Origin of the sequence: Nitrospirillum bahiense (genome assembly GCF_007828025.1) — a bacterium.
Taxonomy (GTDB): Bacteria; Pseudomonadota; Alphaproteobacteria; order Azospirillales; family Azospirillaceae; genus Nitrospirillum; species Nitrospirillum amazonense.
In genome coordinates, this window is sequence record NZ_VITO01000006.1 from 34,046 (window position 1) to 59,169 (window position 25,124).

Annotated in this window: 19 protein-coding genes; 9 read left to right on the forward strand and 10 right to left on the reverse strand. The window is 68.2% G+C overall.

Annotation, left to right across the window (positions count from 1 at the left end):
* Positions 1–2: 2 nt before the first annotated feature.
* From FBZ88_RS10145 to FBZ88_RS10160, 4 genes are all read right to left on the reverse strand, one after another.
* Positions 3–1,358, reverse strand: coding sequence for an NRAMP family divalent metal transporter (locus FBZ88_RS10145; protein WP_246138600.1), 1,356 nt, complete (start codon positions 1,356–1,358; stop codon positions 3–5).
* A gap of 121 nt (positions 1,359–1,479) precedes the next feature.
* Positions 1,480–4,455: a patatin-like phospholipase family protein gene (locus tag FBZ88_RS30530; RefSeq protein ID WP_211102601.1), complete on the reverse strand. Its 2,976-nt coding sequence runs from the start codon at positions 4,453–4,455 to the stop codon at positions 1,480–1,482.
* A 19-nt stretch (positions 4,456–4,474) separates the two neighbouring features.
* Positions 4,475–6,451 carry a GMC family oxidoreductase gene (locus tag FBZ88_RS10155; RefSeq protein WP_145616713.1) on the reverse strand — a complete coding sequence of 659 codons (1,977 nt, stop codon included), beginning with the start codon at positions 6,449–6,451 and terminating at the stop codon, positions 4,475–4,477.
* Between the two features lie 91 nt (positions 6,452–6,542).
* The gene (locus FBZ88_RS10160; protein WP_145616714.1) at positions 6,543–9,047 is read right to left on the reverse strand and encodes a hypothetical protein; all 2,505 of its coding nucleotides are present in this window, start codon (positions 9,045–9,047) and stop codon (positions 6,543–6,545) included.
* Positions 9,048–9,330: 283 nt separating this feature from the next.
* Here FBZ88_RS10160 and FBZ88_RS10165 point away from each other — a divergent pair, with 283 nt between their 5' ends.
* The 8 genes from FBZ88_RS10165 to FBZ88_RS10200 all read left to right on the forward strand — a co-directional run bounded on the left by FBZ88_RS10165 (position 9,331) and on the right by FBZ88_RS10200 (position 16,297).
* A complete protein-coding gene (locus FBZ88_RS10165; RefSeq protein ID WP_186464316.1) occupies positions 9,331–10,521 on the forward strand; it encodes a hypothetical protein in 1,191 nt (396 codons plus the stop codon).
* Positions 10,521–11,336, forward strand: a complete 816-nt coding sequence (locus tag FBZ88_RS10170; RefSeq protein ID WP_145616715.1) for a DUF4198 domain-containing protein — start codon at positions 10,521–10,523, stop codon at positions 11,334–11,336. The genes FBZ88_RS10165 and FBZ88_RS10170 overlap by 1 nt, the downstream gene beginning before the upstream one ends.
* On the forward strand, positions 11,333–12,427 hold the full coding sequence (locus tag FBZ88_RS30780) for a HupE/UreJ family protein (protein ID WP_246138601.1): 1,095 nt from the start codon (positions 11,333–11,335) through the stop codon (positions 12,425–12,427). Before FBZ88_RS10170 ends, FBZ88_RS30780 begins: the two co-directional genes overlap by 4 nt.
* Before the next feature lie 137 nt (positions 12,428–12,564).
* On the forward strand, positions 12,565–13,407 hold the full coding sequence (hexR, locus tag FBZ88_RS10180; protein ID WP_088873663.1) for a transcriptional regulator HexR: 843 nt from the start codon (positions 12,565–12,567) through the stop codon (positions 13,405–13,407).
* Positions 13,404–14,081: a YbhB/YbcL family Raf kinase inhibitor-like protein gene (locus FBZ88_RS10185; protein WP_211102602.1), complete on the forward strand. Its 678-nt coding sequence runs from the start codon at positions 13,404–13,406 to the stop codon at positions 14,079–14,081. The genes hexR and FBZ88_RS10185 overlap by 4 nt, the downstream gene beginning before the upstream one ends.
* A gap of 76 nt (positions 14,082–14,157) precedes the next feature.
* Complete coding sequence (mobA, locus tag FBZ88_RS10190; RefSeq protein ID WP_145616716.1) at positions 14,158–14,805, forward strand: molybdenum cofactor guanylyltransferase MobA; 648 nt, start codon at positions 14,158–14,160, stop codon at positions 14,803–14,805.
* A 98-nt stretch (positions 14,806–14,903) separates the two neighbouring features.
* The gene (locus FBZ88_RS10195) at positions 14,904–15,947 is read left to right on the forward strand and encodes a M4 family metallopeptidase (RefSeq protein WP_211102603.1); all 1,044 of its coding nucleotides are present in this window, start codon (positions 14,904–14,906) and stop codon (positions 15,945–15,947) included.
* 14 nt (positions 15,948–15,961) lie between these two features.
* Positions 15,962–16,297, forward strand: a complete 336-nt coding sequence (locus FBZ88_RS10200) for a protealysin inhibitor emfourin (RefSeq protein WP_145616717.1) — start codon at positions 15,962–15,964, stop codon at positions 16,295–16,297.
* A 235-nt stretch (positions 16,298–16,532) separates the two neighbouring features.
* On the opposite strand, the gene FBZ88_RS10205 is transcribed toward FBZ88_RS10200, so the two are convergent.
* The 6 genes from FBZ88_RS10205 to FBZ88_RS10230 all read right to left on the reverse strand — a co-directional run bounded on the left by FBZ88_RS10205 (position 16,533) and on the right by FBZ88_RS10230 (position 24,030).
* Entirely contained in the window at positions 16,533–17,627 is a 1,095-nt protein-coding gene (locus tag FBZ88_RS10205) for an alpha/beta hydrolase (RefSeq protein ID WP_145616718.1), read from the reverse strand.
* Positions 17,628–17,704: 77 nt separating this feature from the next.
* On the reverse strand, positions 17,705–18,955 hold the full coding sequence (locus tag FBZ88_RS31295) for a molybdopterin molybdotransferase MoeA (RefSeq protein ID WP_186464317.1): 1,251 nt from the start codon (positions 18,953–18,955) through the stop codon (positions 17,705–17,707).
* Between the two features lie 16 nt (positions 18,956–18,971).
* A complete protein-coding gene (gene mobB / locus FBZ88_RS10215; protein ID WP_145616720.1) occupies positions 18,972–19,505 on the reverse strand; it encodes a molybdopterin-guanine dinucleotide biosynthesis protein B in 534 nt (177 codons plus the stop codon).
* A gap of 178 nt (positions 19,506–19,683) precedes the next feature.
* Complete coding sequence (locus FBZ88_RS10220) at positions 19,684–21,366, reverse strand: hypothetical protein (protein ID WP_145616721.1); 1,683 nt, start codon at positions 21,364–21,366, stop codon at positions 19,684–19,686.
* A gap of 65 nt (positions 21,367–21,431) precedes the next feature.
* Entirely contained in the window at positions 21,432–22,457 is a 1,026-nt protein-coding gene (locus tag FBZ88_RS10225; RefSeq protein ID WP_246138602.1) for a glycosyltransferase family 2 protein, read from the reverse strand.
* 808 nt (positions 22,458–23,265) lie between these two features.
* Positions 23,266–24,030, reverse strand: a complete 765-nt coding sequence (locus tag FBZ88_RS10230) for an RluA family pseudouridine synthase (RefSeq protein ID WP_246138603.1) — start codon at positions 24,028–24,030, stop codon at positions 23,266–23,268.
* Positions 24,031–24,256: 226 nt separating this feature from the next.
* Here FBZ88_RS10230 and FBZ88_RS10235 point away from each other — a divergent pair, with 226 nt between their 5' ends.
* Positions 24,257–25,039, forward strand: a complete 783-nt coding sequence (locus FBZ88_RS10235) for a DUF2076 domain-containing protein (RefSeq protein ID WP_145616723.1) — start codon at positions 24,257–24,259, stop codon at positions 25,037–25,039.
* Positions 25,040–25,124: the final 85 nt, after the last annotated feature.

Consider the following 25,124-nt stretch of genomic DNA (forward strand, 5'->3'; position numbering starts at 1 on the left):
CCTTAAATCACCCAGGTGACCACCATGGCGGTGTCCACCACCGCCATGGCGGCCATGCAGGCCCAGCCCAGGGCGCGCAGGATCGGCGGCAGGACGAAGTCGCCCATGATCTCGCGCTTGGTCGCCATGCGCATCATCATGACGATGACCGGCACGGCCACCAGGCCGTTGACCACAGCGCTCCAGAACAGGGCTTTCACCGGGTCCATGTCGATGACGTTCATGACCGAGCCCACGGCCATGGCCAGCAGGATGGCGCCGTAGAAGGCCTTGGCCTTGTTCCAGGGCCGCGCCAGGCCCACCGGCCAGCGCCGCGCCTCGCCCAGCGCATAGGCCGCCGACCCCGCCAGCACCGGCAGGGCCAGGAGGCCGGTGCCGATGATGCCCAGGGCGAAGACGGCGAAGGCGAAGGTGCCGGCGATGGGACGCAACGCCTCCGCCGCCTGGCTTGAGGTCTGGATGTCGGTGACGCCATGGACATGCAGGGTGGCGGCGGTGGTGATGATGATGAACAGCGCCACGCCGTTGGACAGCAGCATGCCGATGTAGGTGTCCAGGCGGATGCGCCGCAGTTCCTCCGGCGCCTGTTCCGGCGCCTTTTTCAGGGGCTGGGCCTCGGGGTCGCCCTTTTCCTCCTCCACCTCCTGGTCCGCCTGCCAGAAGAAGAGGTAGGGGCTGATGGTGGTGCCGAAGACGGCGACCACGGCCACCAGATACTCCGACTTCAGCGAGACGGGCGGGTGGATCACCGCATGGCCCAGTTCGGCCCAGGGGATGGGCACCACCAGCACGGTGGCGACATAGGCGAACAGCGACAGCGTCAGCCATTTCAGGATGGAGACGTAGCGGCAGTAGGGCACCAGGATCTGCAGGGCGGCCGAGGCGCCGCCGAACAGCAGCACGTACAGCCATTGCGGGCCGCCGATCAGCAGGCCCAGGGCCGCCGCCATGGCCCCCAGGTCAGCGCCGATGTTGATGACGTTGGCCGCCACCAGCAGGAAGACGATGGCGTTGATGGTCAGCGGCGGGTAATGGCGGCGCAGGTTGCCGGCGATGCCATGGCCCGTCACCCGGCCGATGCGGGCGCTGATTTCCTGGATTGCCGCCATCAGCGGGTAGGTCAGGATCAGGGTCCAGGCCAGACCGTAGCCGAACTGCGCCCCCACCTGGGAATATGTCGCGATGCCGCTGGGGTCGTCATCGGACGCCCCGGTCACCAGGCCCGGCCCCAGGCATTGCCAGATGGTACGGGGCTTTTTCGGCCCCCCCTCGCCGGTTTCGGATTCCCGCCCCGCCGGGGCGGGCGTGGGCACGGCTGTCGTTTCGGATGGCGCCGATCCCGGCTCCAGGGTGTCCAAGGCTAGCCTCCCCGCCGTCTCTTTGAAAGGCGGGCGAGCCGCACCCCGCGTGCGCACTCGCCCCACCCCTTAAAGATGCAGACGGGATGCCTTGTTCCTTCCCGCTTCCAGGCTAGGCCGGTCAGGCGCCGTGCAGGACCGGCGGGTCACACTCCTCACACTCTTCCTTCAGCGCCGGTTCCGCCAGGCGGTCCAGGATCTGCTTCAGGGTGGCGAGATCGGTGGCGCAGCCCTGGGCCTCCGCCAGGATGCTGTCCATGATCTGGAAGCCCAGCGACCGGTAGCTCTCGAACTGGCTTTCGGAGAACCACTGGTCGGTGGTGGATTCGTGCGGGAAGGTGGGGTGGGCGTTGGCGTAGGCCTTCACTCCCGCCCCTTCATCGCAGTTATGGAAGCTGGCCTTGACGTACAGGATGATGCCCGGCTTGGCCGCCGGCCCGTCGGCCATGGCGTAGTCGATGACACCCATGGCGTGATAGGGCACATCGGTCAGCGTCACCCCCGGCGCCGGCCGCGGCTGCATCTTCTGCAGTTCATGGAAACGGATGGGAATGCCGAAATCGATGCCGATCTTGCGCACGGCCATGCCCAGATCGGAGTAGGTGAAGGTGGGATCCTCACCGGCGTCGCTGACCACGATATAGCGGCAGCGGCGGCGGACCATCTCATAAAGGCCCAGATCCTCGAAATGGCCGCCGTCCGACAGGGCGACATAAGGCTGGTCGTCCGTCGTCAGGCCGAAGGCGTCCTTCACCAGGGGTGCCGCCGCCGTCGGCGGGCCGTTGCGGTACCAGGACTTCTCCCCCACCGGCGCCGGATTGCCCAGCCACCAGCCCAGCCGCATGTTCAGCAGGGTCAGCAGCAGGGACACGGTGGGCGAGGAATGGTAGCCCGCGTTGGGGTCCACCGCGGCACCGGAGATGGCCATGGCCGTGCCCAGCGAGATGCCCGGGTTGGTGGGATCATCCTCCGGACGGGGTGGGCATTTCGGCTGGCGCGCGAAGGGCCACAGGCGGAAACGACGGCCGCTGTGCGACGAGCCACCGTACTTCGAGGACGGCCGAAAGGCGCCGCGATAGGCCACCAGGGTGCCGCCCGGCTGGTCCAGCAGGGGGCACAGCGACGCCGCCCCGCTGTGCAGCGGCGTGATGGTGAAGGACATGCCCTTGCGCTGCTGCCACGCCAGATTACGGGTGGAGATGACGTTCAGGGTCGTGTTCAGGACATGGAAGGGCCGCCAGTTGTCGCCCGTCCGGTCCTCACGCTTCGCCGGCCACAGCGACTGCATGGTCGGGTTGTCGTCCATGTCGAAACCGGTGAAGCGGTCCGGCTTGCGACCGATGTGCGATGCCCCCAGGAAGGCCCGGACCAGGCGGTTGCGGTAAAGGCCGTGCAGGGAGAAGCGATTGATGTTGATGTACTTGGAGGCGAAGAGGGCGATGATGCCCAGGATCACCCCCGCGATCACCAGCAGCGGCACCACCATGCTGCGCTCCTGCGCCTCCACCATGCCGCTCTGGAACAGCACCGACCCGGCACTGTCCGGCAGGATGAGGTAGTTGCCGTAGGAGATCAGGTAGGCGAACAGGGAGTCGCGCAGCACCACCAGGTCGATGACGGCCGACCCCAGCACCAGCAGCAGGGCGAAGAACAGGGGCGCCGACAGGCTGGCCGCCACGTTGTAGGCGATGGCGACGGGGCTGCGGTTAGGGGCCTGGTTGGACGGCTGGGCCGAGGTGCGGCCGCTGCCGCCCGTCAGCCAGCCGACCATGGCGGTGGCGCCGCCGCCGGCCACCAGCCAGTCGAACAGGGCCTGCGTGCCCAGTTCCACCTGCCCGGCCGTCCACGACCCCAGGAGCGCCAGGGCCACGCCGGCGATCCAGGCGATGCAGGTCGCCAGGTACCAGCCGGCCGACCGCGCGAACCACTCGCGCTGCTCATCCGAGCGGGGGGTGTTGCTGGTCAGCGCCACATAGCAGGTCTCGGCCATCAGCTGCGACACCAGCAGCCACGGCGGCGCGAACAGCAGCAACAGCAGCAGGCGCACGGCCGGATCACCGCCGGAGCCGATGATATGGGCGCCGAAGCCCAGGAAGGCGCCGTAGGCGATGCCCGCCACCAGCCAGCCCCAGGTGGTGCGGTGCTTCAGCCGCGCCCAGCGCTTGAGGTCCAGCAGCGCGGTGAACAGCTCCCCCGTCGTCAGCAGGGTGATGAGCTGGGCCGCCCCATAGACGACGAAGCCGAGGATGCCGCCGAAGACCAGCAAGTCGGCCAGCGGTGTGACGATCAGCAGCTGATAGCCGATGGTGGTGTCCAGGGCCCCGGTCCAGGCGACGCCGGCCAGAAACATGGGCAGCAGGTTGCCCTTGAGGAACTGTCCCTGTGTTGGGCTGGCCGTGCCGCTGAGCCTCATGGCGCGTAGCGTGAATCTTAGTCCTATGAGCACCAGGGCCAGGGAGATGACGGCCAGGATGACCAGGGCCAGGCCGTACTTCTGGTCGCCGAAGGGATGCGACAGCCAGGCCACGCCCACGGCGGCCAGCTTCACCACCACCAGGCTCAACAGGAACAGCGGGATCAGCAGCACCCAGTTCAGCAGCAGGTTGCGCAGGATCATCGCCGCCGCCGCCCAGGTGTCGGCAGAGACCAGGCCCACCTTGGGTGTGAGGTAGTTGCTGTCGCGGCGCAGGTCGCCGATGGCCGTGGGCTCGACGGCGCTGACCTCATGGCCGCGGGTGTTCAGCTGCGGCAGCACGTCGGCATAGGGCTGGCGCGACAGCCAGGCCGACAGCCAGCTGCCGATATAACCGCCGCCGGAGACGGTGGAGAGATAGTTGAACTGGCCCAACAGGGCCTTGTCCGGCGGCGGCAGGCGGAAGTCCTTGCAGGGCCGCGGCCGGGCGGCCAGCGCCTGGATGATGCCCAGGCCGAAGGTGGCGCTGCGGATGCCGCCGCCCGACAGGCAGAGGGCGGTGGATTCCAGGGTGTTGAGCGCCAGGGTCAGGTCCTCGTCCTGCACCCCGTCGAGCACATGGTCACCATGGATGCTCTTGGCCTCGGCCCGGAGAACCTCGATGGTGCTAAGCGGATTGGTCATTGGTCTAGCCCCCTGATTCTCACGCCCGCGCCTGATGGCGGCGGTTCTGCTGGCAACGGGTCTGATCGATGATCACCTCGGCCGCCTTCTCGCCGATCATGTAGACGGCGCTGACGATGAAGTAGCCGGGGATGCGCGGGAAAACGGAGGCGTCCACCACCCGCAAGCCCTTGACCCCATGGACGCGGAAGTCGCTGGACAGCACGCCACCCCCCGTGGCGCTGCCGATGGCGCAGGTGCAGGAGGCGTGGTGCCCCCAGGCATGGGTGCGCACGAAGTGCTTCAGCTCCTCATCCGTCTGGATGGCGGGCCCCGGCAGCAGTTCCTGCTTGGCGATGCCCTGGTCGTACAGCTTCTTGGTGACGGCGCGCACGAAGCGGATGCCCTCGACCACGCTGTCCAGGTCCTGCCCCGACTTGTCGGTCCCTTCCTCGAAGTAATGGAAGTTGATGTAGGGGGTGTCGCGCGGGTTGGCCGACCGCAGGGTCACCTCGCCGCCGCGGTTCAGCGTGTGCGCCTTCAGCACCGCCCAGGTCAGCATGTTCAGATGCTCCGGGAACAGGCTGGAATAACCGGGGTAGTAGCCGCGGAACTCACCCAGCAGGCCGAAGCAGAACAGGTCGGGCATGGGCCGCTCGGGCGCCGAGCGCTTGGTGACGGCCAGCACGGCGCCGTTGGTGGTATAGACGCCCTCGCGCTTCTCCTTCCATTGCTGGTACTGGGGATCGCCGGCGGCGAACTTGGCGCCCTTCAGCACCTCCCAGTCCGTGGTCATCTCGTTGACGACGCCGACCTCGTACCGGTCCTGCAGGTTGCGGCCCACACCGGGGCTGTCGATCCGCACCGGAATGTTGAATTTCTCCAGCGTTTCCCTGGGCCCGATGCCCGACAGCATCAGCAGCTGCGGCGTGTTGAAGGCGCCGCCGGACAGGATGACCTCATGCCTGGCGTAGACGGCGCGCTTTTCCCCGCCCGTGCCCTGGGCGAAAGAGGCGGCATACAGCTTCTCACCCTTCTCGTATTCCACGCCGATGGCGCGCGGCTCACCCCCCAGCGGCCCGTCCAGCGGCGTGGACTCGTCGAACAGGACGCGGGTGACCAGGGCGTCCAGTTCGATGTGCAGGCGATCGGGATGCTTCTCCGCCACCTCCAGCAGGCGCTCGCGCGTGCCGGTGCGGGCATGGTTGCGGTTGGACAGGGGGACGTAGCGCAGGCCGAATGCGTCCGCGTCCACCAGCCGCACGTCGTTGGGATCGCCCTCCCCCTCCAGCAGCCATTCGAAGCCCTGGTCGGGGTTGGGATCGCGCAGCAGCACGGCCTTGGCGCAATCCAGCAGTCCCTGAATCAGGGGCTTGTCGCCCAGCGCCTGCAGCGGGATGGCCTTCTGGGTGTGCAGCCAGCCGCGGAAGCCGTGGCCCGACGGGTTGATCAAGCCCAGGCTCAGCCAATACAGCAGGCGATAGAACCAGCGGTAATGGCAGTTCTCCAGCTTGCGGAACAGCCGGCGCATGGCCTCCGGCTTCCAGCTGATGTCGCCGGTCAGGTCGGCGATGAACTGCCAGTCCTCGTTGTTGGGGTAGACGACGATCTGGGCGTTATGCGCCGTGCAGCCGCCCAGGGTGCCGGCGCGGGGATAGAGGATGCCGTCGACCGGCCGCCCGTTGGGCGGTGGATACACCGGCACATACTTGGGGTCGGACGTCTGCACCGCCTGATCGCTGTAGTGGCGCACGAAGAAGTCCCAGCGCATGCCCGTGTTTTCCGAGGCGAAGGCGTGGAGTACCGGGACGTCGTAATCGTCCGGCAGACGGTTCTCGTTCGGATAATAGGGATCGCCCCCATGGGATTTGCGCGGGTCCCCCCCCGCCTCCAGCACCAGCACCGAATACCCGGCCTCCGCCAGGCGGGCCGCCACCGTGCCGCCGCCGGCGCCGGAACCGACGACGATGAAGTCATATTGAGCGGATTGAACGGATGCGTCGTTTACATCTGCCATAGCCTGTCCCCCATGCCTGGCCCGTGGGAATGCCGCCCCCAACCGCCGGCCGCGGAGCACGCGGCCGGACGGGATTTGCAGGGCGGGGTGGTCAGAAGGTCTTCAGGAACTCGATCAGCGCTTCCTTGTCCTCATTGCTGAGCGCCGTCGTCTCGGACGTGAAGCTGGTCCCGAAGTAGTGGCCGCGGTTGACCTCGAAATCCGGGCACTTGCTGAAGTCCAGCAGCGGCTTCCTGAGGTTGGCGAACACCTTGCGCGCCTCCTCGTCCGTCGCGTTCTTGGGCAGCTGCGCCAAGTCGTGGGTTGCTTTTTTCAGCAGTTGCAGCAGCTGGACGTAGCGGGGCAGGTTCTCCGCCAGGGTCGCGTCGTCCTTGTACAGCTCGGTGTTGGAGATGAGGTTGACCGGCGTGTCCTTGGGGATGGGCCCCACCATCAGGTCGCCGTCGCCGAAGATGCTGGGCAGCCAGCGATGCAGCGGGCTGAGCAGCGGCTTCAGGAAGCCGGGCAGGAAGCCACCGGGCACCTTCAGATAGCTGCCGACACTGGTGCGGTCGATGAGGAACACCCCCTTGTCGCCCAGCAGCTTGTCGTGGGGGCGCGTCTCGGGCCACAGCATCTGCCGGATCGAGCCTTCAAAGGTATTGAAGCGCTCCTCCACCGACGGGTCCAACGGATCGTAAGGCTTCTGGCCGGCAGGCGGCGGCGCTGACGCGTAGGGCGATCCACCGGGCCAGCCCACCGTGTTGTTCACCAGGTAGGGCGCCGTCGACCACAGGGCCACCAGCGAGGGCACGCGGGTGTAGCCGCGGCCGCCGGCCGGCATGACGTAGTCCTTTTCCTCACCCGTGAAGGGATCGTGGATCTTGATGGTGCCGACGGACGGCAGCTGCTTGTAGGAGGTGGAGGAGAAGTTGTCCCAGATGTTGCCGGCGATGGCGTTGGTGGCCAGCGGGCTGCAGGCGTTGGTCTGCAACAGGGTCACGGGCACGCGCATGTCGGTGGACAGGTAGTTGTCCGTCAGGAAGTCCGGCGCCTTCACCATCTCCTTCATCTGCGCCTTGAAGGCGTCCGATTTCACCCAGGCCCAATACTCGTTCCAGCAATTCAGGTAGTTGGGGCCGTTGCAGGTGTTGAAGTCGATTTCCTTGGGCACCGGCGGCTGCTTGCTGGAATGGCAGCCGGCGCAAGTCTCGGCGAACACCTCCTTGCCCCGGTCCAGCTTGGCCGGGTCGGTCGTCAAGTGGGCCTTGCCGCCCGGCGCGTCGGCCAGCTTGTGGCCCTTCTGGATATCCTTGTTCAGGAAATACTCGGCGAGAAAGCCCGTCTGCGCTTCCGTCGCCTGCCAATAGCTGGAGTTCTTGCGGCCCACCTCGATCTGGATGGCCGTGTTGGGCACACCGCCGAACAGCGGGTTGAAGTGGCGCAGCCATTCCTCGCTGAACAGGCCGATGTTGATGAAGACGCGGTTCAGCGCCCCCTGCACCCCGACGCTGTCGGAACCGTCCTTCAGCACGTGCGGCGTGATCACCCGCTTGCCGTCGAGGCTGCCCTTGAGGAATTCGTTGTTCAGCTCGGGCCCGCTCAACGTCTCAATCCCGCGCTGCATGGCCACGTTCATGCGAGCGCCAAGGCCATAGACGGCGTTCATGGTGCGGGGATTGTTGATGTAGTCGGTGGAGACCAGCGAGGTATCCAGCGCGCCGGGGCGCGAGGTGTGCACCAGCTGGATCAGGTAGTTCTGCTCGCTCGCCTTGCGCTCCGGCGAGCCCGGCTTGCCGTAGTTCCAGCCGAAGATGCGGTCGATCCAGAAATACTGGGCGCCGACCACGGCGCTCATGTTCTCGAACTTCGGGTTCTCCGGATCCGCCGGCGGATTGGTCGGGCTGGGCCCCACATGGCAGAAGCCGCAGGACATGCCCACGCGGTAGGGGCGGACCAGGTTCTTGTCGTTGTAGTAGGACGGATCCTCGTAATACTTCTTCGCGTCCCAATGCTTCTTCGCCTTTTCGTCGAAGGCGGGATTGGGGAACAGGCGCAGGCCGACGATGCCCGTGGGATAGCCGTAGTAGGAGCCCACCGGCACGGTGACGCCACGCGCGCCGATCTTGACGCCGGGATACTTCTTCTCATTGGCGAACGGATCGTCGGGGCAGCTGGGATCGTCCGTGACGCTCACCCGCTGATCCAGCCACAGGCCGTACGGGTCCTTCGAGCCATCCTTGGGCTCCACGAAGCAGGGCTCGTTCATCAGCCCCAGTTGCTCGAACCGGTTGTGGCGGCCATAGGCCAGCGTCGGATGGCTGGAAATGGTCTTCAGCAGGTCGAAGTTGCCGAAGGCGCTGTCCGTGATGAGGTCCCAGAAGCGGTCGTTGCCACCGGTCCACACCACCCAGTTGTTGCGGCCCTTGACCTCATCCGAGGTCAGCTTGTAGCCGCCGTCCATGTCCTTGAAATAGTCCTCGTCGGCGGCCGGGAAGGTGTCGGCGGCCCGTCCGGCCTGCATCGCCTCATCCTTCACCTGCTTGTCACCGCAGCCAGACAGCAGCAGCACCGCCGCCACCAGGGTCGCAAAGACCCCAAGACCGATCCGCGCCATGCCCCACCTCGCGCCCTGAAAAGTTGTTCGTTGGTCTGGACATTATATCCGGAGCGAACTAGTCTCAAGCCAAAGATACAACTTACAGGAAATATAGTTCCTGTTGTTACGCCGTTTATCTCGAATTTGATATGCGGCCTCCACCCCTAAAGTGTAGGACCGCCCTTCAGAAGGGCATAACCCTTCCGGCGGGGCACCGGTGGCTGAGCAAGCCTGAATTCCATTCAAAATCAACGCGATGTTGCACATCGCACGAACCTGGCGGGACTGACGGAGGAAGACGATGGGGCGCATCTTCAACAGGACCAGGGGCCTGAACATCCTGGGAAAAGCGCTGCGGCGGGTGCGACTGGCGGGGCTCGCGCTGGTTGCATGCCTCGGGCTGGCGAGCCCACAACCTGCGCGCGCGTCGGACCATGCCGACCCGACCAACCTGACCGACCCGACGGCCAACATCACGGATCTGTTCTTCTACCCGGACGGGGACGACATGATCCTGATCTTCGACGTCAACCGCGCCCTGCTGGCGCCCAAGCCGTATGACCTGGCGCCGTATGACTATGAGATCCACATGGACCTCACCACGCCGCTGTCCTTCCAGGACCCGGTCATTCGCGCCCGGTACGGCGGCACCGTGCTGGTGCCCGACCAGATCCATCCCGACGTCACCATCAAGGTGAAGCTGCAGGACGACGTGACGGTGCGGAGCGTCACCTACACGGGGCTGAAGGACACCGACAAGATCAAGACCTACTTCGGCGTGCGCGACGACCCCTTCATCTTCCCGCGCTTCTTCAAGAAGAACGTCATCGCCATGGTGATGCGCATCCCCAAGAGCGCATTCCCGGCGGACCAGCACGACTTCATCCTGTGGGGCACCACGGCCAAGGACGGGACGGAGATCGACCACGTCGGCCGGTCCATCCGCACCCAGCTGCCGCGCTTCGGCTTCATCAACACGATGCCGCCCAAGGACCAGCTGAAGGCGCTGATGGCGCGCAAGGCCAAGCTGGACAACATCTACAACTACCTGCACAGCGCCAAGGAATGGTGGGCGATGGCGGCGGCGGACTTCCTGCAGTTCACCCTGCAGCTGCGGCCCTATGACCTGCAGCCCGACGTCATGGTCTACACCGACCGCTTCCCCGTCGGGTACCCCAACGGCCGCCTGCTGACCGACGACGTGGTGGCCCAGACCTGCGCCTTCGGCGACTGCCTGCTGCAGGAAATCTCCTTCATCGAGGGGCCCTACCCGCGCGCCACGGTGAACGACAAGCCCTTCAGTGCCGAATGGCCCTATCTGGCGCCGCAATGGCCGGATCAGACGCCGGCGCCGTCCAACGCCCACAGCGTCCTGCCCTGGGTCATCCTGGGCGTGATCGTGCTGCTGCTGGTCAGCTGGGGGATCGTGGAGATCATCCGCCGCCTGGTCCGGCACCTGTTGCGCTGGTGGTGGCGCCGGATTGACGCCTGATGGGGACGGGACGCGCCTGCCTGACCGCGCTGGCGGTAGCCTTCTGGACCGCCGGCGCCCTGGCGCATGATTTCTGGATCGAGCCGTCCACCTTCCGCCCCGGCCCAGGTACCGCCGTGGCGGTGGGCCTGAGGGTGGGGGAGAATTTCATCGGCGACCCCGTGCCCCGCACCGCCAGCCTGATCGACCGCTTCTTCGTCCGCCAGGCGGGGGAGGAGCAGGCGGTGGGCGGCGCCGACAACATCGACCCGGCCGGCTTCCTGCGCGCCGATGGCCGGGCCACCGCCCTGATCGCCTATACCGGCGGCGGCAGCTATATCGAGCTGCCGGCCGAGCGCTTCACCGCCTATCTGCGCCAATATGGCCTGGACGGCATCGTGGCGGAGCGGGAACGGCTGGGCGAAAGCGGCCAGCCGGGCCGCGAGTGCTTTTACCGCTACGCCAAGTCCCTGCTGGCCGGCGCCAAGGCCGACCCGGCGGTGACCCGGCCCCAGGGCTTCACCTATGAGATCGTCCCCGACGCCGACCCCACGGTGGCCGGTGCCGGCCCGGTGCGCGGCCATGTGCTGTTCCTGGGCCAACCGGTGTCGGGGGCGGTGGTCACCGCGCACCTGCAAGGCCAGCCGGCGGTGCGCCTGGCCACGCACAGCGACGCCCAGGGCGCCTTCTCCTTTCCCCTGCCCCAGCGCGGCGTCTGGCTGATCCGGTCGGTGCACATGGTGCGGGCGGGCACGCTGGCCCACTGGCTGCATCATCGGGACTGGGAAAGCCACTGGGCCTCACTGACCTTCGACTGGCCGGGAGCCCCGTCATGAAGGGCTGGCTTTGGGCTTTGCTGCTGGCGCTGTGCCTGGCGGGCGGCACCCAGGCGCATGAGATCGGCACCACGCAGGTGCAGCTGACGGTGGGGCCGGGCGACGCCTGGTCCGCCACCATCACCACCGCCCCCACCGCCCTGGTGAACAAGCTGGAGGCGGCGGCCGGCCAGCCGCTGAGCCGCGACCTGACGGCGGAACGGGTGCGGGCCATCCTGCCCGCCTACGCCGCCGCCATCGCCGCCCAGGTGGATCTCAAGGCCGACGGCGCCGCCCAACCCGCCACGGTGGCGGTGGAACGGGTGGAGATGCCCAGCGACATCACCCTGCCCGCCTTCGTCGTGCTGCACGCCGGCGGCCGCCTGCCGCCCGGATCGCATGCCATCACCTGGCGCTACGGCCTGGTCTACAGCACCTACGGCGTCGTCTTCACCGACGCCGCCGGCGGCACCCCGCAAACCCAATGGCTGGAGGGCGACGCCGCCAGCCCGCCCTTCGCCCTGGCCGCCAACGCCGCCCCCCTTGCCCTGCCCCGGCTGGCGGCGCAGTACCTGGAACTGGGCTTCCTGCACATCCTGCCCGAGGGGCTGGACCACATCCTGTTCGTGCTGGGCATCTTCCTGCTGACCACGCGCCTGCGCTCCATCCTGGTGCAGGTCACGGCCTTCACCCTGGCCCATTCCGTCACCCTGGGCCTGACCATGTACGGCGTGATCAGCCTGCCGTCGCGCGTGGTGGAGCCGCTGATCGCCCTGTCGGTCGCCTATGTGGCGGTGGAGAACATCCTGACGGCGCGGCTGACGCCCTGGCGCCCCCTGGTCGTGTTCGCCTTCGGCCTGCTGCACGGCATGGGCTTCGCCGGGGCCCTGGCCGACCTGCACCTGGCCCGGCGCGACGTCATCCCCGCCCTGGTCAGCTTCAACGTCGGCATCGAGTTGGCGCAGCTGTCCATCATCGCCGCGGCCTATGCCGCTTTGGCCTTATGGCACCGGGACAAGCCCTGGTACCGCCGCCGCGTGGTCATCCCCGCCTCCTCCCTCATCGCCGCCACCGGCCTGTTCTGGACGGTGCAGCGCGTGGCGGGCCTTTAACCCTTATGGGACCGCTGCCACGGCGCGCGTGACACGGCCGCATAATTTCCGGTAATTTCACTACAAACAGGAAGGAACGCCGCAGCAGCGCGCCTGGTTCCTTCGTGAAGTCATCGGCAGGGTCGGGGGTTAGCTTCATGCTGGGTCGCATACGCGGGATGATGGACAGTCTGCGTCCGTCGGAACGCAAGATCGCGGAAATCGTCCTGAAGCGGCCGCACGCCGTCGTCACCGCCTCGGTGGCGGAGGTGGCGCGCGAGGCCGACGTCAGCCAGCCCACGGTGGTGCGCTTCTGCCGGTCCATCGGCTGCAGCGGCTATCAGGACTTCAAGCTGCGCCTGGCGCAGGACCTGGCCACGGGCACGCCCTTCGTCGATGCCGACCTGATGCCCGACGACCCGGTGGCGGAGGTGGCGGCCAAGGTCATCGGCCGGGCCATCAGCGCCTTTTCCCGCATGCGCAACCAGCTGAACGCGGAAAACCTGAGCCGGGCCGTGGACATCCTGGCCGCCGCGCGGCGCATCGAGATCTACGGCTTCGGCGCCTCCGGCATCGTGGCGCAGGACGCGCAGAACAAATTCTTCCGACTGGGCGTGCCCGTCATCGCCCACAGCGACGTGCATGTGCAGGCCATGGCCGCCAGCATCCTGGGGTCGGACGGCGCCGTCATCGCCATTTCCCACACCGGCCGCACGCGCGAGTTGCTGCGTTCCGTCGATCTGGCGCTGGACGGCGGCGCGCCGGTGGTGGCCATCACCTCAGGCGGGTCGCCGCTGGCGGAGCGCGCCACCGTGCCCCTGCTGGTGGACGTGGATGAGGACACCAGCATCTACACCCCACGCACCTCGCGCCTGTCGCACCTGGCCGTCATCGACGTGCTGCAGGTGGCCGTGGCCCTGCGCCAGGGCACGGCCCTGGGTGAAAACCTGGCCCGGGTGAAGCGTCCCTTGCGCGAACGGCGCATGACGGAACGGGTATGAGCATGAGGCGCCGGCTGGTCCTGGGCATCAGCCTGGCCATGGGCCTGGCCAGCGGGCTGGCGGCGGGGCAAGCGCACGCCGGCATGTGGCTGAGCAGCCCGGACTTGGCGGCTGACGGCACGCTGACCGCGCCCCAGGCCTGGGATCGCGACGGCTGCGGCGGCAAGAACCTCTCCCCCGCCCTGCGCTGGGGCGGGGAGGCGCCGACGACCAAGAGCTTCGCCCTGATCATCATGGACGCGGACGTCAAGAAGGGCTTCCGCCACTGGATGGTGTTCAACATCCCGGCCGGCGTGCACAGCTTGGCCGCCGGGGCCGGGGCGGCCGACGGCAAGGCCCTGCCCAAGGGGGCGGTACAGGCGCTGAACGACTTCGGGCCCAAGGGCTACGGCGGCCCCTGCCCGCCGCCGGGCCAGACCCATCGCTATGTCTTCACCATCTACGCCCTGAACAAGGACACGCTGGACCTGAACCCGGACCAGCCGGCGGGCGCCCTGGAATCGCTGGTGCTGACCCACGCGCTGGACAAGGGCCGCCTGCTGGCCAAGTCGCCCCGCTTCGAAGCGCCGGAAAAGACGACGGAGAAGGCCAAGCCGGCGGATGAGAAGCCGGCGCCCAAGGCGGAACCGGCGACGTCCGGGCCCAAGCCGGCGCCGGGAGAAATCCCGAAATGACGCAGATCTTGGGCGATCTGGTGGGGACGGGTCCTACCCACACCGCCGTTGAAGACTTCCGCCTGTTTTATATTCCGTGAGCGAAACGACCCATATACTTGGCCTGATCCTGGCCGGTGGCTTGGCCCGCCGTTTCGGCGGCGATGAGGTCCAGGCGGTGGACAAGGCGCGCCTGATCCTGGCCGGCCGGCCCTTGCTGGCCCATGTGCGCGGGCGCCTGGCCCCCCAGGTATCGACCCTGGCCTTAAGCGCCAACGGTGACCCCGACCGCTATCGCGACACGGGCCTGCCCGTCCTGGCCGACAGCGTGCCGGGCTATCCCGGGCCGCTGGCCGGCGTGCTGGCGGGGCTGGAATACGCCGGCGCCCAGGGCGGCCATACCCACGTGTTGAGCGTGCCGGCCGACTGCCCCTTCCTGCCCCTGGATTTGGCCGCGCGCCTGGCGGACGCGGCGGCCCCGGGCGGGGTGGCCTGCGCCACCTCGGGCGGACGGCGGCATCCGGTGGTGGCGCTGTGGCCCGTGGGCCTGGCCGACCGCCTGCGCCAGGCGCTGGTGGGGGAGGACCTGCGCAAGGTCGGCGCCTTCCTGGCGCGCCAGCCCTTGGCCCTGGTGGACTTCCCGGTCCAGCCGGTCGATCCCTTTTTCAACGTCAACACCCCCGACGACCTGGACGCGGCGTCCGCCTTCCTCTCCAAGGGATTAGCCCCACCGATCCAAGCGTAGGGCCAGCACAGGCGGAGATATGTCCTTGGCGGCTATTCCGGCATTCGGCGCGCGGTGCCACGCTGGTTTCCCCGATCCAGCGCAGAAAGGCCCGCCCCATGTGCCAGCACGCCGGCTGCCCCCCGCATGTTTGTTTCATCATCCCGCCGCATATGATGGAGCATGTGGCGACCAACGCCAGCGACCCGACCCTGCGCAAGCGCGCCCTGCGCAACCTTTATCAACAGGGCCTGTTGCGGGGCATGCGTGACAGCATGAACCAGTTCGCCTTCGCGGGATTGGGCACGGGCACCAAGCAGCGCAGCGTCTATGACGCCAAGCATGGCGGCGACCTGCCCGGCACGCTGGTGCGGTCGGAGGGGCAGCCGGACGGCCAGGACGTGGCGGTGAACGAGGCCTACGCCTATGCCGGGCAGACCTATGATTTCTATCTGGACGTGATGAAGCGCAATTCCGTGGACGACAAGGGCATGCGCCTGGATTCCACGGTGCATTACAGCACCGACTACGACAACGCCTTCTGGAACGGCCAGCAGATGGTCTATGGCGACGGCGATGGGGAGATCTTCGACCGGTTCACCAAATGCCTGGATGTCATCGGGCATGAACTGACCCACGGCGTCACCCAGTTCACCGCCGGCCTGACCTATTCCAGCCAATCGGGCGCCCTGAACGAGTCCTTCTCCGACGTCTTCGGCTCGCTGATCAAGCAGTACGCGGCGGGCGAAACGGCGGACCAGGCCGACTGGCTGATCGGCGAGGGCCTGCTGATCCCCAAGGCCGGCACCAACCGCACGGCGCTGCGGTCGATGAAGGCGCCCGGCACCGCCTATGACGACCCTACCCTGGGCAAGGATCCGCAACCCGCGACCATGAAGGACTATTACAGCGGGTCGGACGACAATTACGGCGTCCATATCAATTCCGGCATCCCCAACCATGCCTTCTATCTGGCGGCCACCGCCATCGGCGGCAAGGCGTGGGAGGTGGCGGGCCTGATCTGGTACGAGACGCTGACCACCCGCCTGCAGCTGTGGTCGGAATTCAAGGACGCCGCCGCCGCCACGCGCGACGTGGCGCGGAAATACGGTGACGCCGCCACCAAGGCGGTGGACGACGCCTGGACGGCCGTTGGCCTTTGACCCATGCTGCCGCCATGAGCACAGACCCGGCCCCCGCACTGCCCCTGCCTGTCGTCGTCGAATGCCAGCGCCAGGGCGGCATCGCCTTCCCCCTGCGCCGGCCGACCGTCAGCGTGGAGGTGGCGGGGCTGGACGAAGCGGAACGCCAAGCCCTGTCGCGCTTGCTGCAAGCCGCCGACATGGCGGACCAGCCACCCGCCTTTCCCGGACCGGGCCATCCCGACGCCCTGGAAACCCAGCTGACCGTGGCCTGGCCCGACCACAGCGCCACCGTACGCTTCCGCGACGGCGACGGGCACCCCGCGCCGCTGGATGAACTGGCGGGCTGGGTGCTGCGACATAAGCCGTAGCCAGCGCCCCATGGGCCACCGAATTATCACAGGCAAACAATAGGGTAGCGCCGTCGCGGTAGGTTGCCGTCGCCGCCATTCACCGGCATGCTCAGTCCCATCACCAAGGGTGGTGGGGCTGAGCCATGCCACTTACCCATAGGGTGCACGCCGGACGAAAGGCACCCCCGCCATGATGCGCAAGACGCTGTTCCTGCTGCTGGCCCTGCTGGCCCTGGTCGCTTGACCTCGGGTCTTACGGACGGCCCAGTTCCCGCGTGAAGAAGCGCGCCATGACGTCGTAGGCGGCCCGCGCCTCCGGCGATTCCGGGTCGGAGAAGAAGGAGTGGACCATGCCGTCCCAGACGTGCAGTTCCGTCCGCGCCCCGGCCCGTTCCAGCAAATCCTGGCTGCGCAGCGTGTCGCTCATCATGAAATCGCGCGTGCCGGTGATCAGCAGGGTGGGCGGGAACTTGGCCAGCACCTCCGGCGACATCCCCGGCAGCACCAGCGGGTCCTGGGCGTTGGCACCCTGGAAATAGGGCAGGTCGACCAGGCGCAGGCCGGGGCCCGGCAGCTGGCCGCCGTAGAGGGCCGACCAGGCCTGGGAATCGCCGCCACCATCCAGCACACCCGCGCAGAAGATGCCGATGGCGCCCGGCCGGGGCAGGCCGTGGGTCTGGAACCAGGCCACCGCCTCCGCCGTCAGGATGCCGCCGGCGGAACAGCCGTAGATACCGATGTTCCGCGGCTTGTAGGTCTTCAGCAATTCCTTGTAGACGGCGGCCACATCCTCGCTGGCGGCGGGGAAGCGGTGCTCCGGCCCCTGGCGGTAATCCACCGTCACCACCTTGATCCGGGACAGGGCCGCCACCGGCACCGCCTCCACCAGCCCGCCGGCCCCCGCCCCCCAGAGGAAGGCGCCGCCGTGCAGGTTGATCAGCACCCGGTCCGCCACCGCCGGACCCCCTGCCGCCCCCTGGGCCGGCGTCACCACCTGGGTGGGCACGCCGCCCATGGTCTGGTCGGTCACGGTGACGGGATAGAGCGCCCGCAGACGGTTGGCGCGATCCGTGTTCATGCGATCGTAAAAGGCGCGGCTAGCCGGCACGTCCGTGATGGGCGGGGCGTGCACGTCGGCATAATGCTTGAACCAGTCGCGCGCCTCGGGCGAAGCGTAGGAGGAGAAGGGCAGGACCAGGCTGCCGGGCGCCAGCGGCAGGGTGACGCTGCCGTCCGCGCCCACGGGTGAGGGCGCGGTATCGGCCGCCTGGGCCGCCCCGGTGAACAGCAGCGCCGCCGCCACAAGGCCGGCGCACGCGATGGTGTGAATGGATGTCGTCCTGGTCATGTCCCCTCCCTGGGCCTTGTTTTGCCGCAGGATACGGGAAATGACATCGATACCGTAGGACTTACTGGCGCGCGCCGTCAGAACAGCCCGTGCAGGGGAATGATGGTCAGCGGGTCGCCGGGGCGCAAGCTGTCGCGCGCCTCCTCCACCTCCGCCACGGCGTCGGCCAGGGCCAGGGAGGACAGGGCGGCGCTGCCGCCGGCACCGGCCAGATGGGCCACGGTGTCGGCGCCCTCCTGCCGCAGGACCACGCGCAGGTATTCGCGCTTGCCCGGGGCGCGGCCGTGGGTGAAGCCGCAGCGCACGGTCAGGCGAGGCGGGTCGGCGATGGTCTCGCCCGACAGGCGCTGCACCAACGGCAGGCCCAGCGCCAGGAAGGCGGCGAAGGCGGCGAACGGGTTGCCGGGCAGGCCCAGGAAGGGGGTGTTCCCGACATGCCCCCCCTTGATATGGCCGAACGCCAGCGGCTTGCCCGGCTTCAGGGCCAGGCGCCAGAAGTCGATGCCGCCCTGGGCCGCCACCGCCGTCTTCACATGATCCTCCTCCCCGGCGGAGACGCCGCCGCTGCTGACGATCAGGTCGGCCCTGAGGCTGGACAGGGTGGCCGTCAGGGCGGCGGGATCATCGCCGACGATGCCGGCCGGCACCACGCGGCAGCCCAGGCGGCGCAGCAGGGCGGTCAGCAGGGGGCCGTTGGCGTCATGGACGGCGCCGGGGGGCAAGGGCTCGCCGGCCGGCCGCACCTCATTCCCGGTGGACAGCAAGGCCACGGTCAGGGGCGCCCGCACCGCCAGGGTCCGCTCCCCCAGCGCGGCAGCCAGTGCCACCGCCGCCGGCGACATCCGGCGCCCCGCCGGCAGGGCCACCGCGCCCGCCGCGATATCCTCCCCCACCGCACGGCAATGGCGGCCGGGGGCAAGGCCGGGCGGGACCAGCAGCACGTCGCCATCCAGGTCCGCATCCTCCTGCATCAGCACGGTGTCGGCGCCATCGGGCAAGGGCGCGCCGGTGAAGATGCGCACGGCGGTGCCGGGCACCAGGGGGCCGGGCGCGTCCCCCGCCGCCACCCGCCCCGACAGGGGCAGGCTGACCGGGCCTGCCACCCCGGCGACATCGCGATGGTCCAGCGCATAGCCATCCATGGCGGCCTGGGCGAAGGGCGGCAAACTAAGCGCCGCCACCACATCCTGGGCCAGGACGCGGCCGTCGGCCGCATCCAACGCCACGCTCTCGATGCCTGCGACGGGGGCGACCGCGCGCAGCAGCCGCTCCCGCGCCTGGTCGACGCTGAGCAAGGTGTCGGGGTAGCAGTCGGCGGCGCCTGGCATGGGAATCAGCCGCCTTTCAGTCAGCGCGGGGCGGCAGGCCGACATGGGACAAGCCGACATGGGCCAGGATGAAGGTGGCGATGTCCGCCACCGCGTCCAGGGGAAAACGCGGCAGGCCAGCCGGCACCTCCACCGGCAGCGGGCCGTCCGCCGCCAGCGCGACGATGGTGGGGTCATCCGGAAACAGCGGCGCCTTGCCGTTTTCCACCCGCCAGATCTCCAGTTTGGGAATGGGGTCGCGCTTGAACCCTTCCACCAGAACCAGGTCCACGGGCGACAGCTTGGCGACCAGGTCGGCCAGCGTCGGCTCGGCCGCGCCGCGCAACTCATGCATCAGGGCCCAGCGCCGGGACGAGGCCACCAGCACCTCGGTGGCGCCGGCGGTGCGGTGGCGGTGGCTGTCCTTGCCCGGTTGGTCCACGTCGAAATCATGATGGGCGTGCTTCAGGGTGGAGACGCCATAGCCGCGCCCCGTCAATTCCGGGATCAGCCGGACCATCAAGGTGGTCTTGCCCGAACCGCTCCACCCCGCAAGGCCGAACAGCTTCATCTGGCGATCTCCCTTGTTTATGCCTTTGATCTTGGACGATCAAAGGCCCCTCAAGCGCCGGGCGGCCACATCCGTGGCCTTGGCTGCCTCGCGTTTCAGTCCGCTACGCTTCCCAAAACGCTCCGGCGGACGCGGTCGCGTCCTAGTACCGGTTGAGACGTTGTACAGGGGCCGCGCCCTACTGCGGCGGCTCCCGCAAATCACGCACATAGGCCAGCACCTCGCCATCGCGCTCGATGCGCACGATGTCCTGGCCCGCCGGGATTTCCTTGCAGGCCCAGCGGGTGAAGGCAAGGTAGAAATCGACCGGGCCGGTATTGCGGCGCGTCGGCTTCCAGGCCGGCGGCAGGTAGTGGAACACCGAGGTTGGCGGGCCGCAAACGCGGATGCGGTAGGGCTGGGTCAAGGCCTGAGGGCCTTCCAGTTTCACCATGGTGTCGGTCAGGCGCTTGGCCGCCTCGGACAGGGAGCTGCCCCAGTAGTCCAGCTCGAACTTCGGCCCGGCGCCGCGCACGCCGCCCGCGAAGCGGTTGAACCAGATGGTTTCATAGGGGTGCAGATGGACCATGAACCCGACCTGCACGGCGGCGCAGGCCACCAGCAGCGCGGCCATGAAAGGGTTCAGCCAGAAATTGCGCGGCCAGCGCAGGGGCAGGCGCGTCAGCAGGCCGTTCAGGCCCAGGCCGGCGGCCGTGGCCAGGGGCGGCATCAGGAACAGCATGTGGCGGATGCCGTCATAAAGCACGGCGTCCGTCGCCACCACGGCGGCCGGCGGCAGCAGCACGGCGGTGGTCAGCGCCACGCCGTCCAGGCGCACGCCCGCCGGAAAAGGCCGGCGCAGGGCGGCCACGGCGCCGAAGGCCGCGATCGCGGCCAGGCCCAGCAGCTCCACCTCCGGCAGCTTCACGCCGAAGCCCACGGGCAGGTACCACCAGGGCAGGTTGGTGGTGCGCACCTGCACGCCGGCGAAGGTGAAGGTGAAATCCATGGGAAACTTGGAGAACTCGGCCAGCGCCTCCATGGGGTGGCGCAGGGGATTCACCTGGGCCCACGGCCAGGCCGCCACCATGACGACGTAGGCGATGGGCACCGCGATCCACATCCGGCGCACCAGGCGCCAAGCCGTGGCGCCCGTCTGCCGCGCATTGTCACCGGCGAGCACGCCCTTGGCCAGGTGGGCCATCAGCGTCAGCATGATGGGGCCGGCCAGCAGCACGCCGCCCACGCGGATGCCCAGCGCCATGCCGAAGCACAGGCCCAGCATGGCGATGGAGCCCAGGGAGGGCCCCTTGGCGTCGGTGTCCAGGCTGCGCCCCACCCGAACCAGCCAGGACAGCGTCCAGGCGGCGGCGACGGCGAAGGGCACGTCCTTGGGGTTGGCGAAGGAATGGCCCCACCAATCCGGGATCAGCAGCAGGCACAGGCCGGCGATCAGCCCGGCGCGCGCGCCCGTCTCCTCACCCGCCATATCCCTGGCGATGCGGCGCACTGCCAGCACCCCCAGCAGGCCGGTCAGGCCACCGATCAGGCGGCGGGTGGCATAAACATCCAGCGGCAGCAGATTTTCGAACAGCGCCTCGACCGTGTCGAACAGGGCGCCATAGAGATAGAGGTTCTGGAATTCCAGGACCGCGCGGTCCTTGCCCAGCGAGGCGTACCATTCCAGCGCCCGCTGGCCATATTCCACGTGCAGCGGCTCGTCAAACGTGATGCCGAAGTCGGGGAAGGTGCAGGACACCACCACGACCGCCACCGCCATGACCAGCCAGAAGGCCACGTCCCAGGGCGACAGCCGGCGCCACAGGGGCGCACCCAGCCGCGCGCCGGCCGGCACCATGCGTCCGGCGCCGATGGACGGCATTCCAGGTGCCGCGTGCGGACGGCCAGTGGCCGGCGTGTCAGGGGAACGGACGAGGGGCATGGAGGTCAGGGATGCCCCCCGGCGCCACCCGCGAGTGGCGCGTCATCGAAGCCCACCTTCTCGTTCACCAGGTACATGGGGCGGCCCTTCACCTCGGTGAAGACGCGGCCGAGATAGTCGCCCAGGACGCCCAGGCCGATGAGCTGGACGCCCCCCAGGAACAGGACCGCCACCATGAGCGAGGCGTAGCCGGGCGTGTCACGGCCGAACATGATGGTCTTGGTGATGATGACCAGGCCATAGAAGAAGGAGGGCACCGACAGGGCGATGCCCAGCCAGGACCACACGCGCAGCGGCACGTTGCTGAACGAGGCGACGCCGTCCAGGCCGAAGCGCAACAGGCGCCAGAAGTTGAAGGAGGTGGCGCCGGCATGACGCTGCGCCACTTCGAACGGTACGGCCACCTGGCGGAAACCCACCCAGCTGAACAGGCCCTTCATGAAGCGGTTGCGCTCGGGCATGGCGTTCAGGGCATCGACCACGCTGCGGTCCAGCAGGCGGAAGTCACCGGCACCGCGCGGCAGCGTCACCTCGGACAGGTTGTCCAGCAGGCGATAATAGATCTTGGTCAGGAAGCGGCGCAGCCACGGGTCGGTCAGCCGGCTGGCGCGCACGCCATAAGCCATCTGCACGCCCTGGCGCCACTGCTCCACGAAAATGGCGATGGTTTCGGGGGGGTGTTGCAGGTCGCCATCCATCAGCACGACAGCGTCGCCGATGGCGTGGGACAGGCCGGCGGACATGGCCGCCTCCTTCCCGAAGTTGCGCGACAGGCGCAGCAGCTTCAGCCGGGGTTCGCGCGCCTGATGGTCCCTGAGGGCGGCGAAGGTGCCGTCGCGCGAGCCGTCATCCACGCAAATGATCTCGAACGGCATGCCGATGCCTTCCAGCACCGGGACCAGGCGCTGGAACAGGGCGGCCAGGTTGCCTTCCTCATTATGCATGGGGATGACGATGGACAGGCGCTTGGCCGCAGGTGCCGCCGCCTGCTGCGCTTTGGAACCGGACGCGGCCGAGAGGGAGGTCAACATGGGAGCGGTATCTGACTCGGGTTCTGACAACGTGATCATGCAGCGGCGTCCGCCTCACGAAACTCTATCGCATCATCCGCGGCGATGCGGAAGGGTTCCGGATGCAAACGGCACCAAACGGCACCCCAAATAGCCAAGCCGCAGGCGCCCAAGGCGTTCCCCGCGTCACCAACCCTATCCCAGGAAGGTTAACGCCCCGTCTACAGTGACGGAGGGCGCCCCTCGAAGGCGGCGGAGTCGGAATCGGCGGAAACGACAGGGTGCCGGGGGCACGGGCAAAGGGCTTATGGCATGCCCGAAGGGCAAAAATGTGACGCCGCCCGGAAATCGCTATGCCCGGCATCCTTGTCAGGATGCGGTCAGCTTGGCGTGGCACTGTCCCTTCGTCGCCAGCCGATGGAGACGGCGACAGCCCCGGACGGGAGCCCCAACCCCCCGCCCGCGGCGCCGTCTCCTTGGCTGGTGGCACCGGCGCCCGCTCGTCCTAGACCGCGAGCGACTTCCCGTCCCTTCTGCCCCAACCGAGAGGGCGGGAACGGCGCCGGCAAGTACCCGGGCTGGGGTTCTAGACCACCCTGCCCGGCGGACGTTCCCCGTACCTGCGGAGATCGGGCCGGCGTCCTGGCCTGTCCGGTCGCGTAGTGGATCTACCTCAAGCCAAGGCGGTCTGCTGCCGTCCTGTCTTGAATTCCTTCCAAGCCTACTGGGTCGGTGGTGTCATGCCACCGACCTTTTCTCTTTTGTGCGCCCGGCGCGGCTGGCGACAGTCCTTATACGCCGGCCCCGCGCCAACCCGTCGTCGCTTGAGTCAGCTGGTTTCGACGATGAAACCCAGGCGCTGGAAGGTGGCGGCCAGATGCGGCGACAGGGGGGCCGTGGCTTCCAGCGGCGGCTCGGACGGGGCCCACCACGGCAAGGCCACCCAGCGGGCGTGCAGGTGCAGCGGGATGGCCGGCGCCGGGTCGCGACCACCTTCCACCCGCCAGTCACGCCCATAGATGGGATCGCCCAGCATCGGCCAGCCCATGGCCTCGCAATGCACCCGCAGCTGGTGCATACGTCCGGTGCGCGGCGTCAGTTCCAGCCATGACAGGACCTGCCCGTCCGAATCGTCGCCGGTGGCCATGAGCCGCCATTCGGTCAGGGCGTGCTTGCCCTCGTCATGATCCACCATCATGCGGGAACATCCCGGCACCGGACGCTTGATCAGCGGCAGCTCGATGCGGCCCTCCGCCGTCTCCGGCCGGCCCTTGACCACCGCCCAGTAGCGTTTGCCCACCCGGCCCGCCAGGAACAGCTTTCCCAGGCGGGTGGACGCCGTCTCGTTCAGGCCCAGCACCAGGCAGCCGGTGGTGTCCTTGTCCAGGCGGTGGGCCAGGCGCGGCGCCGGCGCGCCCTCGGCCACCAACCAGGGCAGATAGCGTTCCAGGTGGTCGGTGGACTTGGTGCCGTAATGCACCGGCAGGCCGTAGGGCTTGTCCACGATCAGGACGTCGGCGTCCCGGTACAGGACGCGGGCGCGCATCTCGTCAGGCGTATAGGCGGGCGGCGCCAGGGGGAGCATGATGGCCATGGGCAGACGGCATGCCCCAGGAAGGCATCTTCCACAAGTCAAAAGGACAGGGGCGTTCCTATCGCTTCAAGCCCGCCGCAGCATGAAAAAAACTTAATCCTGCTGCCACGGGCTGGAAAGTCTGTCCCGACCATGATCATCCTCGTTGCGGCGGGCGATGATCGCCCCATGTTAGTTGGGCCGCCGTGTTAAGACGGTAACAAAGGAAAGCAGTCGAGGAACCATCATGACCCCGAAGGACCGCGAAGATTTGACAGCCCTGCTGGCGCGTGTGTCCCGACTGGACGGCATGCCCCGCGACCCTGAATCGGACCGCCTGGTGGGTGAGGCGCTGTCGCGCCAGCCCGCTCTGCCCTACATCATGGCCCAGGCCCTGCTGGCCCAGCAGGAGGCGCTGGTCGATGCGCAGCGCCGGCTGGCCGACCTGCAGCAGAACGCCGCCAGCCGGCCGCAGGGCGGGCCCCCACCCTTCACCGGCCAGTCCAGCGGCCAGTCGTTCAACCAAGCTCCGGGGCAGCCCTCCGGCCAACCCTCCGGCCCCTGGGGCCAGTCTTCCTACCCGGCGCAGCAGCAGCCCCAGCCGCCCTACGGCCAGGCCTACGCCGCGCCGCAGCCGGCATACGGCCAGCCCACCTACGGCGCGCCGCCGGCCTACGCCCAGCCCCGCAGCTTCATGCGCGGCATGTTCGAGACCATGGCCGGCGTCGCCGGCGGCGTGCTGGCGGCCGACGCGGTGGAATCCCTGTTCCGGGGCGGCCATGGCGGCGGCTTCGGCGGTGGTTCCCCCTGGGGTGCCGGCTACGGCGGCGACCGGGTGGAGGAGACGGTGATCAACAACACCACCGTCAACGAGACCATCGTGAATGAGAATGGCGACCGATATGACAGCGGCCGCCAGGACGCCAACTACCGCGACGACGCCTATCGCGACGACAACAGCGGATACCAGGACGCCAGCTACGACAGCGCCGACGACGGCGGTTTCGACGATGGCTCCATCGATACCTGAACAGTACTGGCCGGTCCGCAATCCGGCCGCAATTCCCTGACCTGATCCCACGGAACCCGGCCCGCGCCGGGCGGGTTCCGGACGC